This window comes from Gilliamella sp. B14384G10 (assembly GCF_016101685.1).
Classification (GTDB): Bacteria; Pseudomonadota; Gammaproteobacteria; order Enterobacterales; family Orbaceae; genus Gilliamella; species Gilliamella apis_A.
Genome location: NZ_JACFQA010000003.1, coordinates 260483 through 278760, shown reverse-complemented (window position 1 = coordinate 278760; position 18278 = coordinate 260483). Strand labels below are relative to the sequence as shown.

Below are 18278 nucleotides of genomic sequence, written 5' to 3'. Positions count from 1 at the left end.
AATATCTTTTAATGATATATTCAATATCATTCGTATTGTTTATTTCAATTACTTATTCGATTAACCGCTCCTTTTTTTATAAACATCAGTAATAAATGTTTTGGGGATTTTGTTTAAATTTTTTAAATACATTTATTCTATTAATCAATTGATTACTCTGATTTTATGTTTATATTTAGTACAGCGTGGTTAGATGAGTGACAACAAAATGACGAAGATATATTGATGATAAAGCTAGGATCTTTATCATTTAAAATGATCCTTTTTGCCTTTTGGAATTAAATAATAGTAATTATTATTTAATAAACCATTACGCTTAACTTCAATTTTATGAAAATAAGTTTACATTCTATTAAATATACTATGCCAATTTAACCATTGAAGAAATATCCGGAATTTTTTATAAGTAAGAATACTTAAAAAACTATCTTGTCAAAATTATCTGCAATGTATTATGTAGCATTATTAAACTAATCAAAAGCAACAAAACTGAAATTAGATTCATATTCAATTATGGAATCTACAGAGACCATTTCTTTATTATTATTTAACATTTTTTATAAATATACCTTGTATTCCTTTTAATAAAAGATAGCATCTAACTTATGATTTGATAGTAAAAATATTTAGCACATGAGCAAGAAGTCAAATATTAAGCGCACGACTAGAGATTTAGAGAACATTAGTAAGTTTTTAAGCTATGTTTTAAGGCATAAACCAGAATCTATAGGTATCACATTAGATAGTAATGGTTGGGTTGGGTTGGAATAGATGTTTTAATTCGGCAAGCGAATAAACATCGTCAACAACTGTCGCAAGATTTAATTAGCCAAGTCGTTATAACTAGTGATAAAAAACGCTTTACTCTGTCCGAAGATGGCTTGAAAATACGAGCAGCTCAAGGACATTCGACTAATCAAGTAAATATAGTACATGTAGAAAAAATCCCACCTGAATATTTATATCATGGTACAGCAACCCGTTTTCTAGATTCAATCATTCAACAAGGTTTGATTGCGGGCGAACGTCATTATGTTCATCTTTCAAATGATAAAAAAACAGCTATAGCCGTTGGTAAACGTCATGGAAAACCAGTTGTATTAAGAGTTAGTGCTTTAATTATGTATCAACAAGGTATTAAGTTTTATTTAGCCGATAATGGCGTTTGGTTAACGAAGAATGTACCAAGCCAATTTTTAGAAGTTATTTAAATTAAATCTGCATCATTGAAAAAATAATTTCTAGTCAATGTGCAAAAAGAATTGATTAGGGTATTACTGACATTCAGATTAATTAACTAAATTAATGAAAACATCGCTGTTAGTTAAAACTACTTTTAAAAATAGATAATAATATGATTAGTTTAAAGTATTTTTTGCTCATTCTTTCGATCAAATCATATCTCAATGCTAGTTCGACATAACAATTTTCAAATATTCCTTTATAGAAATCATCGACATTCATAAGAATAGCAGTTATTGTATATTTATTCATCTAAACTGTTTTACTGATTAAGTTGTTTGCAGGTTTTACATTTAATCATAGTTTTAATCATAGTTTAGATGTGTAGTTCCCTTCTTTTTATTTTTTTCATAACGATATTCAGGTTAATTAGGAGCCTAAAATGCAGCATATTATGGAAACGATTAGAAAAACAGAGCAAGAGTTTATTGATATTCGCCATCAAATTCACCAACATCCTGAATTAGGTTTTGAAGAACATAAAACCAGCGATTTAGTGGCAAGTAAATTGGCTGAATGGGGCTATGAAGTACATCGTGGTTTAGCAAAAACCGGTGTGGTTGGTGTTTTAAAAAATGGCTCTAGTGATAAAAAAATTGGTATTAGAGCCGACATGGATGCACTACCTATTATTGAAGCATCAGGAAAACCGTGGAGCAGTCAAACTCATGGTAAATTCCATGGTTGTGGCCATGATGGTCATACCACTATTTTGCTTTGTGCAGCCAAATATCTTGCCGAAACCCGTCACTTTGATGGCACTTTGCATGTTATTTTTCAACCAGCTGAAGAGTTGTTATATGGTGGAAAAGTAATGGTTGATGACGGTTTATTTAAACAATTTCCTTGCGATGTTATTTTCGGTATCCACAACATGCCAGGTTTTAAAGAAGGTCATTTTTATTTCAAAGCCGGCGCACTTATGGCTTCATCCGATACGATCCATATTCATATTAAAGGTAAAGGTGCCCATGGTGCAATGCCAGAAAGAGGGATTGATGCAACGCTTGTCGCTTGTTATATCGGCACAGCCTTACAAAGCATTGTTTCTCGTAATGTGTCACCATTTGAGCAAGCCGTTATCACGATTGGTTGTATTCAATCAGGTGAAGCGCCGAATGTTGTTAATAGCGATGCACTAATGAAGTTAACGGTTAGAGCACTGGATAACGATACTCGTGCTTTATTACTTAAACGGATTAGCGAAGTTGCAACTGCGCAAGCAGAAAGTTTTGGCGCCTCAGTACAAATTGAGCATGTGAATGGTAGTCCGGTATTAAATAATGGTGCAGATGCAACCAAATTTGCATTAGAAGTCGCACAAAAATTAGTCGGTGAAGATCGCGTGCATGATAATTGTCATCCTTTTATGGGCAGTGAAGATTTTGCTTTTATGTTAGAAAGTAATCCTAATGGCTGCTATATGATTATAGGTAATGGCGATGAACCCGGTTTTTGTAGTGTGCATAATCCTGGTTATGATTTTAATGATAAATGTATTGTTACCGCTGCATCATATTGGGTGGCATTAACTGAAAGCTATTTAAACATATAAGGATTAATGTGCAGCTATGTCAAAAATAAATATGTCAAATTCAAAAAATTCTCCAGCAAAGCAGTTTAAAGGTTATCACCGATTAACTTTAGGTATTGTATTAGGGGTGATTACTTTTTGGCTTTTTGCTCAGTCTATCGTCAATGTTGGGCCGGCTGTTCAACATAGTATCGGTATTACTCCTGCATCGTTCAATTTAGCCGTCAGTTTAACCGCGCTGTTTTCAGGTTGTTTTATTGTCGTTGCTGGCGGACTCGCTGATCGCTTTGGCCGAGTTCGTTTTACCTATTTAGGTTTTATTTTAAGTATTATTGGTTGTCTTTGTTTGATCTTAGCCCGAGGTGAAGTACTTTTTACCATTGGTCGGATTATTCAAGGCTTATCTGCTGCTTGTATTATGCCATCGACGTTGGCATTAGTGAAAACCTATTATGAAGGTAAAGATCGTCAACGAGCATTGAGTTTTTGGTCAATTGGCTCTTGGGGTGGTTCAGGAACTTGTGTACTTGCCGGTGGAGCAATAGCCACTTATTTGGGGTGGCAATGGATTTTTATTATCTCAATCATCTGTGCTGTGTTAGGTATGCTGTTATTGAAAGGGACACCAGAAACTAAAATTGACGATCCATCAAGTTTGCCCAAATTTGATTATGTTGGGCTATTCGTTTTTGTGATCACTTTAGTTACGTTAAACCTTGTCATCACCAAAGGATCTACTTTTGGTTGGACTAGTGTAATGACATTATCACTCGCTACGATATGTTTGTTTTTTCTGATTTTATTTTTTGTTATAGAAAATCGTAAAGCTAATGGCGCATTTATAGATTTTTCACTGTTTAAGAACGTCCCTTATCGTGGAGCTACCTTATCTAACTTTCTACTTAATTCTGTTGCTGGTACATTAATTGTAGCCAGTACTTATACCCAACAAGGAAGAGGCTTTACCCCTTTCGAAAATGGATTATTGACCATAGGTTATTTAGTTTCGGTTTTATGTATGATTCGAGTTGGTGAAAAGATCTTACAAAAAGTCGGGGCGAAAAAACCAATGTTACTCGGGCCGTTAATTACCGGTTCGGGTATTGCTTTGATGACGCTGACTTTCTTACCCGATATGTTTTATATTATTTCGGTGTTCGCTGGCTATATTTTATTGGGTCTTGGCTTAGGCTTTTATGCTACACCATCAATTGATACCGCAATAACTAGTGCTCCAGAAGATAAAGTTGGTGTTGCATCAGGAATATATAAAATGGCAAGTTCATTAGGTGGTGCATTTGGTGTCGCTATTTCAGCCTCAACCTATGCTGCAGTTATTGCCAGCGGTCAAAGTATCGCCACAGCAGCAGCAATTGGATTGTGGATTAATGTTGGCTTTTGTCTGTTATGTTTTATTTCGATTTTAATTTTAGTACCCAATAATGCCGGCAAAAATAAATAAGTCAGCATAACTTTTTTATCATTTTGAATTTTAACAGGGATAAATTTTTTCGCATCTATCCCTGTTTTTTAATTAAAACTTTTATAAAACAATTTTTACAAACACTGAAAAATAAACCCATATAACTTAAAAAATTATATAGGTTTTGAAATTGAAAGATCTGTTTAAAATATTTAGTTATCTGTAGATAAAACTTATTTGCCAATACAGAATGAACTGAATATTCGTCCTAATAAATCATCAGACGTAAATTCACCAGTAATTTCACTTAGCGCTTCTTGAGCCAATCTAAGTTCTTCCGCCAATAGTTCGCCAGCATGGAATGTGGTAAGTTGATATTGACCATTATTTAAATGCTCTGCTGCTTTCTCAAGTGCTTGTAGATGTCGACGTCGAGCCAGAAAACCACCTTCGGTGCTACTAGTAAAGCCCATAACCTGTTTGAGATGATCACGTAATAATGTAATACCTTCACCAGTTCTTGCTGATAATTGAATAAGACAATAGCCATTTTGTTCGCTATAACCTAATGGTTCACCAGTTAAATCAGCTTTGTTGCGAATAACTGTGACAGGCATGTTTTTCGGTAAACGTTCAATAAATTCTGGCCAGAGTTTTTCAGGATTTGTCTCATTAGTTGTTGTACTGTCGACCATAAATAAAACGCGATCGGCTTGATCAATTTCTTGCCATGCTCGCTCAATACCAATACGTTCAACTTCATCACTAGCTTCGCGTAAGCCGGCAGTATCGATTATATGTAAAGGCATTCCATCAATATGGATATGTTCACGTAAAACATCGCGCGTTGTTCCAGCTATATCCGTTACGATAGCGGCATCTCGTCCTGCTAATGCATTAAGTAAACTTGATTTACCAGCATTAGGTCTACCCGCTATGACGACTTTCATGCCTTCACGCAATAATGAACCTTGTTTAGCTTCTTGACGGACTTCATTTAATCGTTGTATGACTTGCTCAAGTTCTGCCGCTATTTTCCCATCAGATAAAAAGTCTATCTCTTCCTCTGGAAAATCAATAGCAGCTTCAGTAAAAATACGTAGGTGAATTAATGATTCAACCAGTGTATTAATTTTTTTAGAAAATACCCCTTGTAAAGATGATAAGGCTGATTTTGCTGCTTGCTCTGAGCTGGCATCTATTAAGTCTGCGATAGCTTCGGCTTGTGCTAAATCCAATTTATCATTTAAGAAAGCTCGCTCTGAAAATTCACCCGGCCTTGCAATCCGCACACCAGGAATATCTAAAATACGTTTTAATAGTAAATCTAAAATAACTGGACCACCATGCCCTTGTAGTTCAAGCACATCTTCACCAGTAAATGAGTGTGGATTGGGAAAAAATAAAGCAATCCCTTCATCTAAGGTTGTACCATCCGATGCTAAAAAAGGTAAATAATGAGCATAACGCGGCTTAGGTAAAATACCTAAAACGGCTTTAGCAATATCTTGCGCTTTAGGGCCCGAAACACGCAATATTCCGACACCACCACGACCGGGAGGTGTCGCTTGTGCAACAATTGTATCTGTATTCATATTTATCAATTTTAATTTAAATAGCAATGGTTAATCATACCACGACAACCATTAAAAATCTGTAAAGTGAAATAGTCTGAAGCAATAAGACCAATTAATTATCAAGTTTAGTTTCAACATAATCTAAGGGATGATCAAATAACCATGAGTTAAGTAAAGCTAATGGTTCTCTTATCATGGCAATATATTTATCAAAATTACTATAACTTAATGGTGCTGACAAACCTGAAATATCACCAATATTGGATCGTTTAGCTAACATGATTGAACGTAAAATATGGAAATCATTAGTTACCACAACGGTCTTTCCTAATGGCAAAACTTGATTAGCATACACAAATTGTTGTGCTGTTCGCCTTGATCTATCTTCTAAATAGACCCTTGAAGGTTCAATACCTTTTTGGATTAAATAATCAGCCATCACGCTCGCTTCAGTCGCCGATTCATCACTACCCTGCCCCCCACATACAATCACTTTTGTATTGGGATTAGCTTGTAAATAATTGATCGCAGTATTCAAGCGAATTTGTAACGTTAAAGGAGCTTGTGCTGGAGTGCCCACGACTTGTGAACCTAATACCACCAGAGTATCAGCATTCGCTGCTGGTTTTTGGTAAGCAAAAATAAAAATAATAATATTACAAAGAATAAAATAAAATAGTATTAATATCAGTAACCATCTAATTAATTTCATGATTATCATCTAATACCTCTCATTTTTTAAAACAAGTTTCAAAATGGTCATCAACTAATCCCATCGATTGCATAAATGCATAACAGATCGTTGATCCAACAAAAGAAAATCCTCTCTTTTTTAATGCTTTTGACATTCTATCTGATATTTCGGTGCTAACTGGAACTTCACTTATGTCATTAAAGTGGTTAATTATAGGTTTACCATTAACAAAGGACCAAATAAATTGAGAAAAATCCTCATTATTGTTCTGCATTGCTAAGTAAGCATGAGCATTTTTTACAATGCTGTTAAGTTTTAGACGATTACGAATTAAGCCTTCATTTTCAAGTAATGATTCTATATCAGTCGCCGTTAATTGGATAATTTTTTGTGGTTCAAAATTGAAAAAGCATCGACGATATTCATCTCGTTTTTTTAGAACAGTAATCCACGATAACCCTGCTTGTTGACCTTCAAGACAGATTTTTTCAAATAGTTTTAAACTATCATATTGTGGATGCCCCCATTCATTATCGTGGTAATCAATATATAACGGGTCATTGCTAACCCAACTACAACGTTTTGGTTGGTTATTTTTCATAGTTATTCTAACTTAATATTTTGAGATTATTATACTTGATAAATAAATTGAGTGTTTATTTAAATCATCCATAAATTTAGATTATAAATCTAACCAGCAGATAATTACTGTTGATTAAATTTTTTTATGATTAAAAAAATATCTATTTTTTATGGCAGAATGACCATTCACTATTAAGATTTAGTCAATATATAATTATTTTTTTAATTGACTATATCAGTTTAACTATAACAATAAGGTTTTTTCATGAGTCAGTCCGAGATTAATGCTGAATGGCAACCAGTGGCACGTCCATTGAACAGCAAAGATTTAAAAACATTGATATTATCCTCTTTAGGAGGAACATTAGAATTTTATGATTTTGTTATCTATGCACTCTACATTGATACCATTGTCAAACCGTTATTTTTACCCCATACATTATCGCCGTTAACGTTAGATTTATTTGCTTGGGGAATTTTTGCAGCCGGCTACTTGGTTCGCCCTGTTGGTGGCATTATTATGGCGCACTTTGGTGATAAAGTTGGTCGTAAAAGAATGTTTACCTTAAGTGTGGCGATGATGGCTTTACCTACTTTTATCATTGGTATTTTGCCTACTTATGAAACAATTGGTATTGTAGCACCATTATTATTGTTATTGATGCGGATGCTACAAGGCGCGGCTATCGGTGGTGAAATGCCTGGCGCATGGGTATTTATCGCAGAACATACCCCAAAACAACGTTATGGTTTAGGTGTCGGTACTTTAACCTCAGGCATTACTGGTGGTATCTTACTTGGCTTTTTCGTCACAATTATTATTGATCTCTATTTTACTAACCAAAATATTTTGGATTATGCATGGCGTATTCCTTTTATTATTGGCGGTATTTTTGGGGTTATTTCAGTATATTTACGCAAATTTTTATCTGAAACGCCAATTTTTAAAGAGTTAGCTGCACGTAAAGCTTTAGAAAAAAGTATACCTGTGGTTACCGTATTAAAAAAACACAAAACGGCATGTTTGATTGTCGCATTATTAACTTGGTCTTTATCCACCGCTATTATGGTCGGTATTTTAATTACTCCTGGACGCATTGTTGGTGGTATGTACCATTTTGCAAATCTTGATTGGCGTATCGGTGGTTGTATTGCTGCTTTAACCTTATCTATTGGTTGTGTTATTGCTGGTTGGTTAGATGATAAATTAGGTACAGCAAAAACCGTTATCATCACATGGGGTGGTTTAGCAGTAGTCAGTATCTATTTTTATAGTTCTTTAACTGCAGATATATCATTAACTAAACTTTATTCTATTTGGGCTGTATTTGGTTTGTTTATTGGCTCGATAGCCATGACACCAATTATCGGCACTAGAACGTTTCCACCAGCAATTCGTTATTCTGGATTATCGTTCTCTTATAATTTGGCCTACGCACTATTTAGTGCAATTACCCCAACGTTAACTATTTATTTGTTAAGCCCAGATCACTTATTAGGCGAATTTAGTTATCTTGGCGCAGGTATTTATATTTCAGCTGTCGCTTTACTAGCTGTTGTAGTTGGCTTTACTTCATTAGCCCAAAATGGCTGGCAAAATAAATCAGATCATTAAAGACTATTAATAAAAAACAGGGCAATCGCCCTGTTTTCGGTAAAAAGTAAGATAAATGATAAATATTAACGCATTGTAACAAATTCTTCCGCTGCTGTTGGATGAATAGCAATAGTATTATCAAAGTCTTTTTTGGTTGCTCCCATTTTCAATGCTACAGCAAACCCTTGTAATATTTCGTCCATACCATAACCAATGCCATGAATACCAACAATTTTTTCTTGCTCACCAACACAGACTAATTTCATTCGGCAAGGTTGTCGATGCGATGTGACCGCGGTATACATAGCAGTAAAAGTAGATTTATAAACTTTGACGTTTTCTGGGCCATATTGCAATATAGCTTGCGGTTCACTTAAACCAACCGTACCAATCGGTGGGTGAGTAAACACCACTGTTGGAATATTAGAATAATCTAGATGCTCATTTGGTTTATTGTTAAATAGTCGTTCCGATAATCGACGACCGGCAGCCACCGCTACAGGGGTTAATGCTGCGGCGCCTGTATCATCCCCTACCGAATAAATGCCTGCAACACTAGTATTTTGAAACTCATCCACAATAATAAATCCATTGTTATCAACTTTAATACCTGCAGCAGATAAATTCATTTCTTTTGTTGCTGGTTCACGACCGATTGCCCATATTAAGCAATCAACAGTATAACTCTCACCATTTTCTAATGTTAACGTCAATGATTCATCATCATTTTTAGTAACAGAAGAAGGGATTGCAAAAGTGTGCAAATGCTGACCTTCATTAGTTATTACTTCCATTAATGTTTCCACAATAAGTGGATCGAAAGCACGTAAAGGTGTACCTTGGCGAACAAATTGATGTGTTTCTGCGCCAAGTGAATGTAACACGCTGGCTATTTCACAAGCTATATAACCAGCTCCAACTACTGCTACTCGTTTAGGAAGTGCTTTTAACTCAAAAAATCCATCAGAAGTGATACCATATTGCGCTCCAGGTATATTTGGAATCGTTGGCTTTCCACCTACAGCAATAAGTATATGATCGGCACTATAATGTTCGCCATTAACTTCAATCGTTTTTGCATCAACAAATTTGCCATAACCATGGATCACATCGACATTATTATTGTTTAAAACACGATCATAAGATTGATGGACACGCTCAATATAAGCAGTTCGACTTGCAATAAGTTTGTCCCAATCAAAATGGTTAATAGTGGTATCAAAACCATAATCAGGGCCATAATGGTTAATTGCTTCAGCAATTTGTGCACCATACCACATAATTTTTTTCGGTACACAGCCAACATTTACGCAAGTTCCACCAAGTAACTTAGCTTCAATAATTGCACATTTTTTACCATATGATGCAGCACGATTAATAGAGGCGATACCACCACTACCACCACCGATAGCAATATAGTCATAATGTTTAGTCATAAAAAATCCTTTAAATAAATTAGCAAATAATGATTAATAGCTTTGCACAAAGCGGACAATAAAAAAAGTATTAAATATGAAATTTAATGATAGTTATTAACTATTGATTGGTCTTATTCATTAATATAATCATATTAATGATTTTTTTAATAGTTTCTGACTTACTCAAAACATCTATTTAAAGCCTGAGAATTAACCGGTTTAGAATTCAATTTTTCGCTAATCTCAAGATAACATTTATTATTTTCAAGTTTGTAAAGAATACTATATATTTTCCCCAATTCTGGAGTGAACTGCTGATATTTTGTTGTACAGACGAATTTATCATCTCTTGATTTGCCAATAACAGTAACGATTTGATTACTAGGAGTTTTCACTTCTACCGAAGGAACATATTTAGGATAAATATTAAATGGTACAATTTTATGGCGAAAAACATAGCCAAGACTCTGATAATTAGAACATGTGTTACTTTTACCATCATAAATATTTAATGAAAAATAGGTTGGGTAATCAGTTTCTGTAGTGAAAACAAGTTGAGGATCATTGATATTTGCTTCATAACGATATTTGTGTTGCGGTACTCGGTGACAAGCGTCAATCAGAAAGCCCATTAACAATAAAGTCACTTTTGTTTTCATTATCCTATTCCTTATTAATTATTTAAGATTTTATTTTTCAAAACTCAAATAACTATTTATTTGAGTGAATTAAATATCAAATAATGAAAAATTTGAACACCAATTATTGTATATTTGAGTAATTGGCTACCCAATTAAATAGCCAATTACCGAAATACATTATTCTTGTTGTTTAATCCTATCAATGATATTCGTGGTTGAACAACCATCTTCAAAATTCAGTACTTTAACCTCACCACCAGCTTCAATAACCTCTTTGCCACCAGCGATATCTTCTGGTTTATAATCGCCACCTTTAACTAGTACATCTGGTAATATGCTAGCAATTAATCGTTGCGGTGTCTCTTCCTCAAAAGGAACAACCCAATCAACAGAATCAAGCGCACCTAAAACAATCATTCTTTGCATTAATGGATTGATTGGACGTGATGGTCCTTTAAGCTGTTTTACCGAAGCATCGCTATTTACCGCCACAATCAAACGATCGCCAAGTTTACGAGCATTGGCAAGATAAGAGACATGCCCAGCATGTAAAATATCAAAACAACCATTAGTCATGACAATTTTTTCACCACGAAGACGCGCTTTGCGAATTTCTTCTTTTAGTGTGTCTTCTGTCATCACACCGAAACCATCATCAGCACGAGCACGGATAGCGTTACTTAATTCAACTTGAGATACCGTAGATGTCCCTAACTTGCCAACCACAACACCTGCCGCTGCATTAGCTAAAAAACAGCTTTCTTCAAGAGATTGTCCTGCGGCTAATGAAGCCGCTAAAGTCGCTATTACTGTATCACCAGCACCAGTAACATCAAATACCTCTTTGGCTTGCGTAGGTAGATGATAAACAGGTTTATCTAACTGTATTAACGTCATCCCTTTTTCACTACGAGTGACAAGCAGTGCTTTGAAATCGTATTGTTTAATCAGTTGATAGCCCTTTTCGATAATTTCTTGCTCTGTTTTGCAAACACCAACAACTGCTTCAAATTCAGACATATTTGGCGTTAATAATGTTACCCCACGGTAACGCTCAAAATCAGTACCTTTCGGATCAACCAATATTGGGACATTTGCTTTTTGAGCTTGTTTAACCATTGCTTGTACAGCAGTTAAAGCACCTTTGGCATAGTCAGATAGTACTAATACTTTAGAGGTTGAAAGTGCACTTTCAATACGTTCTAAAATAGGTGTATGATCAACATTATTAAAACCTTCTTCAAAATCAATTCTAATGAGTTGTTGATTTCTAGATAAAACTCTTAATTTGGTAATTGTTGGATGAGTTGAGACTGATACAAAATCACAATGGACATTACGTTTAGTCAGTTGTTCATCAAGTACTTTGGCTGGTTCATCAATACCGGTAAAACCAATTAATCTTGCGCCCCCCCCTAAAGAGGTTATATTCATAGCGACATTGGCTGCACCACCAGCGCGTTCTTCTAGAGCATCAACTTTAACAATTGGCACTGGTGCTTCTGGTGATATACGGTTAGTACCACCATACCAATAGCGATCTAACATAATATCGCCAACTACCAGAACTTTTGCTTGATTAAACTCAGGAAGTGAAGTTTTCATTATGGTTATATATCCTTTACTTGTTATTCAGTAAATCACTTATCGATTTATTATTAATCCCCAACAGATTCATCGTCTGGTTGAATTTTTTTTCTGGGTTGATAAAAACGGGCAAAAAATGTCCCTATTTCAAATAATAAACAGATAGGTACAGCTAATAAAATTTGAGAAAATACATCCGGTGGGGTTACAAACATCGCTACAGCAAACACACCGACAATAATATAAGGTCTTTTTTTACGTAAGTTTTTAGGAGTAGTAACGCCAGTCCAACAAAGCAAAATAATCGCCACAGGCACTTCGAATGCAAAACCAAATACAATAAATAGTGTCATGACAAAATCAAGATATTTTGTAATATCAGTACTTATCGCAACATCAACTGGTGCTGTATGAATAAAGAAATAAAATGCCAAAGGAAACACGGCAAAATATGCAAACGCAATACCGATATAAAAAAGTACCGTACTAGAAATAATTAATGGCATAATCAGCCGTTTTTCATGTTGATATAGAGCCGGAGCAATAAATCCCCAAACTTGATATAAAAGATAAGGAATAGAAATAAATATTGCAACAACGGCCGTCAGTTTAATTGGTGTAAAAAAAGGGGCGGCAATATCGGTGGCAATCATACTGCTACCTTTAGGTAATTGACTGATAAGCGGATTAGCAACAATATGATAGATATCATTTGAGAAATAAAGCAAACATGCTAATACAAGTAATATACAAATGATACAGCGTAAAAGTCTTGTTCTAAGTTCGACCAGATGTCCAATAAGTGGTTGGGTTGCGTCGTCTGTCATAATTTATCTTTATCTGAATGAATTGTTGTATCAATTTGACTAACTGAATTAATCTCATTTTGCAGTGATTCGGTTACCCGTTTTAATTCATCAATTGATGCTTGCAGTTCTGGGGTAAGAGAATTCAAACCACTTTGTTCGGCTTTTTTTAAGCTATCTTGTAATTCTTGCAGTTTGAGTTCTTTATTCAATTCTAACTGGACAGTTGCTGACATACGACGGAGTACTTTAATCCATCCGGCAACAGTTTTAATCGCAATAGGCAAACGTTCCGGTCCTAATACAACCAGTCCAATAATTAATACTAATAGTAGCTGACCAAAGCTAATATCGAACACGGGTTACTCTTTATCGGCGTGGTTATTAGCTGATGAGTCAAGATGTTCAACTTTTTGTGAATCATCAGCCTCTTTTTTGTCATCATCGTCATTCATGGCTTTTTTAAAACCTTTAATTGAAGCCCCAAGATCAGAGCCCAATGAACGCAATTTTTTAGTTCCGAATAATAGTACGATAACAGCAACAAATATCAGTAGTTTGGGCAAACTAGGCATATGATAACTATCTCCAATAGCGTTAGGTAGTTAAATTATACACTTAAATGATGATATTCCCAAAAATAACTATTTAATGTACAACCAGCGTTACAATTGATAAAACACAAACTAGACTAAGAATGGCCAACGACCAACGATAGCGTTTTTGGCTTCGTTGTAATTCTTGATTAATCTGTTTTAATTGGTTATGCATCTGTTTAGTCATACGAGCCTGGTCACCTAATCTTACTGGCAGGTCAACTAGGATGTTCTTCCACTCTGGTAACGAGGTCCATACTTGCTGGAATAACGTTTTAGCGCTGTACTTATCTTCATACCATTTTTCAAGAAATGGCTTAGCCGTTTGCCATAAGTCGAGTTCTGGATATAGCTGACGTCCTAATCCTTCTATATAAAATAAGGTTTTTTCAAGTAATGTTAATTGCGGCTGAATATCCATTTCAAATTGACGGGCAACTTGAAATAAAGCTAATAAAATTTGAGAAAATGAAATTTCACCTAATGGTTTGGCAAATGCAGGTTCACACACACTACGCATAGCCATTTCTAATGCCGTTGCATCCGTTGTTTCTGGCACCCAACCAGAAGCAATATAAATTTGTGCAATTCGTCGATAATCTTGATTGAAAAAGGCGAGAAAATTTTCAGCTAAATAACGCTGATCATCTTCAGTTAGTACACCAACAATTGCACAGTCTATGCCAATATAACGGGGATTTTGCGGTTCAGAAATATCAACAAAGATATTACCTGGATGCATATCAGCATGGAAAAAATTATCTCGAAACACCTGTGTAAAGAAAGCTTGAACACCACGTTCGGCGAGCAATTTCATATTGACACTATTTCGTTTAAGTTCATCAATATTAGCTATTGGTGTACCATAAATTCGTTCTTCTACTAAAATATTTGTTCGACAAAGATCTTGATAAACATAAGGAATATACAAAATCTCACTATTTATGAAATTATCCCGTAAACGAGCAGTATTATAAGCTTCTTTTTGTAGATCAAGCTCTTTCAAAAGTGTATTTTCATAATCACTAACAATTTCAACCGCACGTAACTTTTCACCAAATTTAATCCGTTTAGTAAATTGATTAGCAGCCCAATACATCAAGCGAATATCGGATTTAATTATAGGTAAAATATTCGGGCGTAAGACTTTAATCACAACTTGGGCGTGGCTGCTTTTTAAAGTTGCAGTATGCACCTGAGCAATAGAAGCAGAAGCTAATGGTTTTTCCTCAAAATCGGTAAAATAATCATCTATAGAACAACCAAGAGCTGATTCAATAATTTGTCTGGCAATTTGTCCATCAAAAGAAGCTACTTGATCTTGCAGTTTGGCTAATGCATCAGCGAGATGTTTCGGTAATACATCTCGCCTTGTTGAAACCATTTGTCCAAACTTTATCCAAACCGGACCTAACTCTTGTAAGGCTAGACGCAATCTTTCACCAATATCTTGTTGTTTTGCTTTAGATCTAACCCAAAATAGACTAATCAACAACAATTTAAACCATGTTGAGGTTCGATGTTTTGGTAATAGTTCATCTAATCGATAAGCTCGAAATACCGTTAATATTTTATAAATTCGAAGAAATGTCATTCTTTTTTATCACATTAAAATTTAAAACCAGTATGTAAAGCCACAATGCCACCTGTCATATTGTGATATTTCACATCGACAAATCCAGCATCCTCCATCATTTTTTTCAATGTTTTTTGATCTGGGTGCATTCTGATAGATTCAGCTAAATATCGGTAACTATCAGCATCATTAGCGACAATTTTGCCCATCAACGGTAACATAGTAAATGAGTATAAGTCATAAGCTTTATTTAAAATCTGGTATTGCGGTTTAGAAAACTCAAGTATTAATAAACGACCACCAGGTTTTAACACTCTCCACATAGATTGCAATGCTTTTTGCTTATCAGTGACATTGCGTAAACCAAATGAGATAGTAATACAATCGAAATAGTTATCAGCAAATGGCAGTTCTTCTGCATTAGCTTGTACATATTCAATATTATTAAATAGACCTTTGTCTCGAAGCTTATCTCTACCAACTTTTAGCATAGATTCATTGATATCAGCTAATACAACTAAACCATCATCACCGACAATTTGCGAGAATTTAGCCGTCAAATCGCCAGTACCGCCGGCAAGATCCAAAACTTTTTGACCCTTACGAACACTACTATACTCAATAGTGATTTTTTTCCAGATACGATGAATACCAAATGACATAAGGTCATTCATAACATCATATTTATCAGCAACAGAATGAAAAACTTCTGCTACCCGTTTTACTTTATCTTGCTTTAAAACTTGAGTGTAACCAAAATCAATTTTATCTTGATTTTCATCATTTTGCTGTGAAGATGATTGAGACATAAAAATTTACCTATCATAAATAGTTAGCTTATTTTAGCATAAGCTAACCTAAATGTGATGGACTAAATTAATAACGATTCAACCATTTGAGAAACAATTTCGAAATGTTGTAATGGTGTGGAGTTTGCTGGCAAGTCTTTTTCGTGAATGACCAAATCAAACTGATAACTATTTTTTAAACCATTTAATACTTCATTAGATTTAGTAAAAATTTGATTATAGTAATTAGCCAATGTATCAAAATCAATCGATGTAAAGATTAATTTATTAGCATCTTCAACAGCTTTGGACATACGTTCTACTTGCAACATGGCTATCCTAAGATAATCATTTTCACTCAAATAACGTTTATTTTCTGTTGTTGATATTTCTCGTTTAATGTAGTTAATATAACCATTTGAAACATATTGTGTGTTATAAATATTAGCTAATTGTACCGGCAATTCATTAAATTTATCATGTCCTATAATCGCTACTTTTTTAACAAAAAAAGGTTTCGCTGCCTTAGCAATATAAGACCAGTTTTGATAAGGTTTTTCTCGAATTTGTGTCGCACTTATATTAACAAAATCACGATCAGCATCAACAATAACCACAGGGCAACCAAAATAGCGTTCATGCTGTTTTACATCTTGTGATTCGCTAGTAAATACCACAGTAGGTTCGATTTTATGTTCCAATAAAATACGTTTTATACTATCACTCCAATCTTGCCAACCATTGGGATAATAGTTAATACCAGCTTCATCAGAGATATGGATGTGAATATTATGTCTATCTTTAAAGGTTTCTTTTAACCATGAGAAGCGATCACTTACTTGAGGCTGTCTAGGCAGGCGACTTTTTTCAAACAGTCGTTTATCACGTATTGATTCACAACCCAACATGACATGCAGTTCATCAACTTGGGTCAATGCTTTTTCAATAAGATAAATATGACCACTATGTAAGGGATAGAACTTACCAAAAATTAAACCAACTCGATGTTTAGATGACATAATCATTACCAATCAATTTCAAAACTGGATACTAATGTACAGAAAAAACAACCATTTTCTAACCAATTGATGCTATTTAATATAATAAAATTACAAAAGTGTTAACTTCATCAATTAAATTCATCAATTGTTAGAATCATACCAATTAAGATTGATATTTTATAGCTGATAACACAATCCCTGTTGCTACAGAAATATTTAAAGCCGACATATTATCATTGCCTTGCAAATGGACAATGTTATCAGCACAGTTAATTAATTTGTTATTAATTTGTTGAAATATAACTAAGGCAATTTTCTTGGTAAATTTGAGTTGTGATAACTCAGTCGATGAAATCGATTTTAATTGACATGGTAATAGCGCAATAACTTGATAACCATGTTGTTTTAACAGATCAATAGATGCTATAAAATCATCACTTTTAATAGATTCAATTGCTTCAATGCCACCTTCAGCAACACGCATTGCGGCGCCACTATCGAGTAAGTTTGTTTGCCGTAAAATTACGCCATTAACGCCAAAAAAAGCTGCACTACGCATTAACCCACCTAAGTTATGCGGATTATTCACATCATCAACAGCAATAATGCAATCCTGAACCTGATCATCATATTCATCTAAATAATCAAGCAAAGTGAGTGGAATGCGTTTTTTAACAATTAAACAAACACCACCATGATGTGGAGTTTGTGTGATTTTAGTAATTTGCTCTGTTGAAACAACATCATAACCAAGACGTTGTTTGACTAACCAATTAATTAATTCTTTAAATTGATAAGTCATTTCTTGGGTAATAAATAATTTAACAATAGCCAAACGTCGGTGCTTAAATACCGCTTTACAACTGTTTTCGCTGTAAACTAATGTCTCTTCCTTTTTTTGACGATAGCCATCATAACCGAATGTAGGTACTTGTTCATTATCTCGAACTTTTTTTTGCCATGGGGAATCATGCTCATCAGCTAAATCAAACTGTGCTTTAGCTGATTTTACCGTTTTATTAAATTTTTTTGGTTTAAAGGTTTCGATCCGGTCATGTTTTGCTTTTGAATTAGACTGAAAACCATCATTATTACGTTTATTTTTATAATCACCACCACGTTCTTTGGCTGAACGGTTTTTCACTCTTGCTTCGCTATTTTTAGCATAAAAAATAGTGGGCTTACTTTTTTCACTAGTATCGTTCATATTATTCCC

Annotated in this window: 15 protein-coding genes and 2 pseudogenes; 4 read left to right on the top strand and 13 right to left on the bottom strand. The window is 34.5% G+C overall.

The features are described from left to right. The first annotated feature begins 633 nt into the window (after positions 1-633). The 3 genes and pseudogenes from H3T54_RS09610 to H3T54_RS09600 all read left to right on the top strand — a co-directional run bounded on the left by H3T54_RS09610 (position 634) and on the right by H3T54_RS09600 (position 4238). Positions 634-1211: pseudogene (locus tag H3T54_RS09610) on the top strand (RNA 2'-phosphotransferase). A gap of 413 nt (positions 1212-1624) precedes the next feature. Next, positions 1625-2797 (top strand): M20 aminoacylase family protein, encoded by a 1173-nt coding sequence (locus tag H3T54_RS09605; RefSeq protein ID WP_198222276.1) that lies wholly within the window; start codon positions 1625-1627, stop codon positions 2795-2797. A gap of 16 nt (positions 2798-2813) precedes the next feature. Continuing rightward, positions 2814-4238 (top strand): MFS transporter, encoded by a 1425-nt coding sequence (locus tag H3T54_RS09600; protein WP_232351551.1) that lies wholly within the window; start codon positions 2814-2816, stop codon positions 4236-4238. Positions 4239-4432: 194 nt separating this feature from the next. On the opposite strand, the gene mnmE is transcribed toward H3T54_RS09600, so the two are convergent. The 3 genes from mnmE to H3T54_RS09585 form a co-directional block, all read right to left on the bottom strand. Beyond that, complete coding sequence (gene mnmE, locus H3T54_RS09595) at positions 4433-5794, bottom strand: tRNA uridine-5-carboxymethylaminomethyl(34) synthesis GTPase MnmE (RefSeq protein ID WP_198222274.1); 1362 nt, start codon at positions 5792-5794, stop codon at positions 4433-4435. Positions 5795-5888: 94 nt separating this feature from the next. Next, complete coding sequence (locus H3T54_RS09590) at positions 5889-6488, bottom strand: YdcF family protein (RefSeq protein ID WP_198222272.1); 600 nt, start codon at positions 6486-6488, stop codon at positions 5889-5891. 19 nt (positions 6489-6507) lie between these two features. Beyond that, entirely contained in the window at positions 6508-7071 is a 564-nt protein-coding gene (locus tag H3T54_RS09585) for a DNA-3-methyladenine glycosylase I (protein ID WP_086358677.1), read from the bottom strand. 246 nt (positions 7072-7317) lie between these two features. On the opposite strand from H3T54_RS09585, the gene H3T54_RS09580 reads away from it, so the two are divergent. Continuing rightward, positions 7318-8667, top strand: coding sequence for an MFS transporter (locus tag H3T54_RS09580; RefSeq protein ID WP_110448402.1), 1350 nt, complete (start codon positions 7318-7320; stop codon positions 8665-8667). A gap of 65 nt (positions 8668-8732) precedes the next feature. Here the strand turns inward: H3T54_RS09580 and gorA are convergent, their stop codons facing one another. The 10 genes and pseudogenes from gorA to H3T54_RS09530 form a co-directional block, all read right to left on the bottom strand. Next, on the bottom strand, positions 8733-10085 hold the full coding sequence (gene gorA, locus H3T54_RS09575) for a glutathione-disulfide reductase (RefSeq protein ID WP_086362870.1): 1353 nt from the start codon (positions 10083-10085) through the stop codon (positions 8733-8735). A 161-nt stretch (positions 10086-10246) separates the two neighbouring features. Beyond that, the gene (locus H3T54_RS09570; protein WP_198222271.1) at positions 10247-10726 is read right to left on the bottom strand and encodes a hypothetical protein; all 480 of its coding nucleotides are present in this window, start codon (positions 10724-10726) and stop codon (positions 10247-10249) included. A 159-nt stretch (positions 10727-10885) separates the two neighbouring features. Then, positions 10886-12313 (bottom strand): bifunctional D-glycero-beta-D-manno-heptose-7-phosphate kinase/D-glycero-beta-D-manno-heptose 1-phosphate adenylyltransferase HldE, encoded by a 1428-nt coding sequence (gene hldE / locus H3T54_RS09565; RefSeq protein ID WP_198201211.1) that lies wholly within the window; start codon positions 12311-12313, stop codon positions 10886-10888. Positions 12314-12366: 53 nt separating this feature from the next. Beyond that, positions 12367-13122, bottom strand: a complete 756-nt coding sequence (gene tatC / locus H3T54_RS09560; protein WP_198222269.1) for a twin-arginine translocase subunit TatC — start codon at positions 13120-13122, stop codon at positions 12367-12369. Positions 13123-13136: 14 nt separating this feature from the next. After that, positions 13137-13460: pseudogene (gene tatB / locus H3T54_RS09555) on the bottom strand (Sec-independent protein translocase protein TatB); the annotation flags it as partial. Between the two features lie 3 nt (positions 13461-13463). Then, positions 13464-13676 (bottom strand): twin-arginine translocase TatA/TatE family subunit, encoded by a 213-nt coding sequence (gene tatA / locus H3T54_RS09550; protein WP_198222267.1) that lies wholly within the window; start codon positions 13674-13676, stop codon positions 13464-13466. Between the two features lie 73 nt (positions 13677-13749). Beyond that, positions 13750-15291: a ubiquinone biosynthesis regulatory protein kinase UbiB gene (ubiB, locus tag H3T54_RS09545; protein WP_198222265.1), complete on the bottom strand. Its 1542-nt coding sequence runs from the start codon at positions 15289-15291 to the stop codon at positions 13750-13752. Between the two features lie 14 nt (positions 15292-15305). Continuing rightward, positions 15306-16082, bottom strand: coding sequence for a bifunctional demethylmenaquinone methyltransferase/2-methoxy-6-polyprenyl-1,4-benzoquinol methylase UbiE (ubiE, locus tag H3T54_RS09540; protein WP_034901293.1), 777 nt, complete (start codon positions 16080-16082; stop codon positions 15306-15308). 62 nt (positions 16083-16144) lie between these two features. Beyond that, complete coding sequence (gene nadR, locus H3T54_RS09535) at positions 16145-17080, bottom strand: multifunctional transcriptional regulator/nicotinamide-nucleotide adenylyltransferase/ribosylnicotinamide kinase NadR (protein ID WP_198222263.1); 936 nt, start codon at positions 17078-17080, stop codon at positions 16145-16147. Between the two features lie 145 nt (positions 17081-17225). Beyond that, positions 17226-18269 carry a TrmH family RNA methyltransferase gene (locus tag H3T54_RS09530; RefSeq protein ID WP_198222261.1) on the bottom strand — a complete coding sequence of 348 codons (1044 nt, stop codon included), beginning with the start codon at positions 18267-18269 and terminating at the stop codon, positions 17226-17228. Positions 18270-18278: the final 9 nt, after the last annotated feature.

Coding starts and splice junctions, on each gene's coding strand:
- mnmE (WP_198222274.1), bottom strand. CDS start 5,794: ATGAATACAGATACAATTGTTGCACAAGCGACACCTCCCGGTCGTGGT.
- H3T54_RS09570 (WP_198222271.1), bottom strand. CDS start 10,726: ATGAAAACAAAAGTGACTTTATTGTTAATGGGCTTTCTGATTGACGCT.
- nadR (WP_198222263.1), bottom strand. CDS start 17,080: ATGTCATCTAAACATCGAGTTGGTTTAATTTTTGGTAAGTTCTATCCC.
- tatC (WP_198222269.1), bottom strand. CDS start 13,122: ATGACAGACGACGCAACCCAACCACTTATTGGACATCTGGTCGAACTT.
- H3T54_RS09585 (WP_086358677.1), bottom strand. CDS start 7,071: ATGAAAAATAACCAACCAAAACGTTGTAGTTGGGTTAGCAATGACCCG.
- tatA (WP_198222267.1), bottom strand. CDS start 13,676: ATGCCTAGTTTGCCCAAACTACTGATATTTGTTGCTGTTATCGTACTA.
- H3T54_RS09605 (WP_198222276.1), top strand. CDS start 1,625: ATGCAGCATATTATGGAAACGATTAGAAAAACAGAGCAAGAGTTTATT.
- H3T54_RS09600 (WP_232351551.1), top strand. CDS start 2,814: ATGTCAAAAATAAATATGTCAAATTCAAAAAATTCTCCAGCAAAGCAG.
- ubiE (WP_034901293.1), bottom strand. CDS start 16,082: ATGTCTCAATCATCTTCACAGCAAAATGATGAAAATCAAGATAAAATT.
- hldE (WP_198201211.1), bottom strand. CDS start 12,313: ATGAAAACTTCACTTCCTGAGTTTAATCAAGCAAAAGTTCTGGTAGTT.
- H3T54_RS09530 (WP_198222261.1), bottom strand. CDS start 18,269: ATGAACGATACTAGTGAAAAAAGTAAGCCCACTATTTTTTATGCTAAA.
- ubiB (WP_198222265.1), bottom strand. CDS start 15,291: ATGACATTTCTTCGAATTTATAAAATATTAACGGTATTTCGAGCTTAT.
- gorA (WP_086362870.1), bottom strand. CDS start 10,085: ATGACTAAACATTATGACTATATTGCTATCGGTGGTGGTAGTGGTGGT.
- H3T54_RS09580 (WP_110448402.1), top strand. CDS start 7,318: ATGAGTCAGTCCGAGATTAATGCTGAATGGCAACCAGTGGCACGTCCA.
- H3T54_RS09590 (WP_198222272.1), bottom strand. CDS start 6,488: ATGAAATTAATTAGATGGTTACTGATATTAATACTATTTTATTTTATT.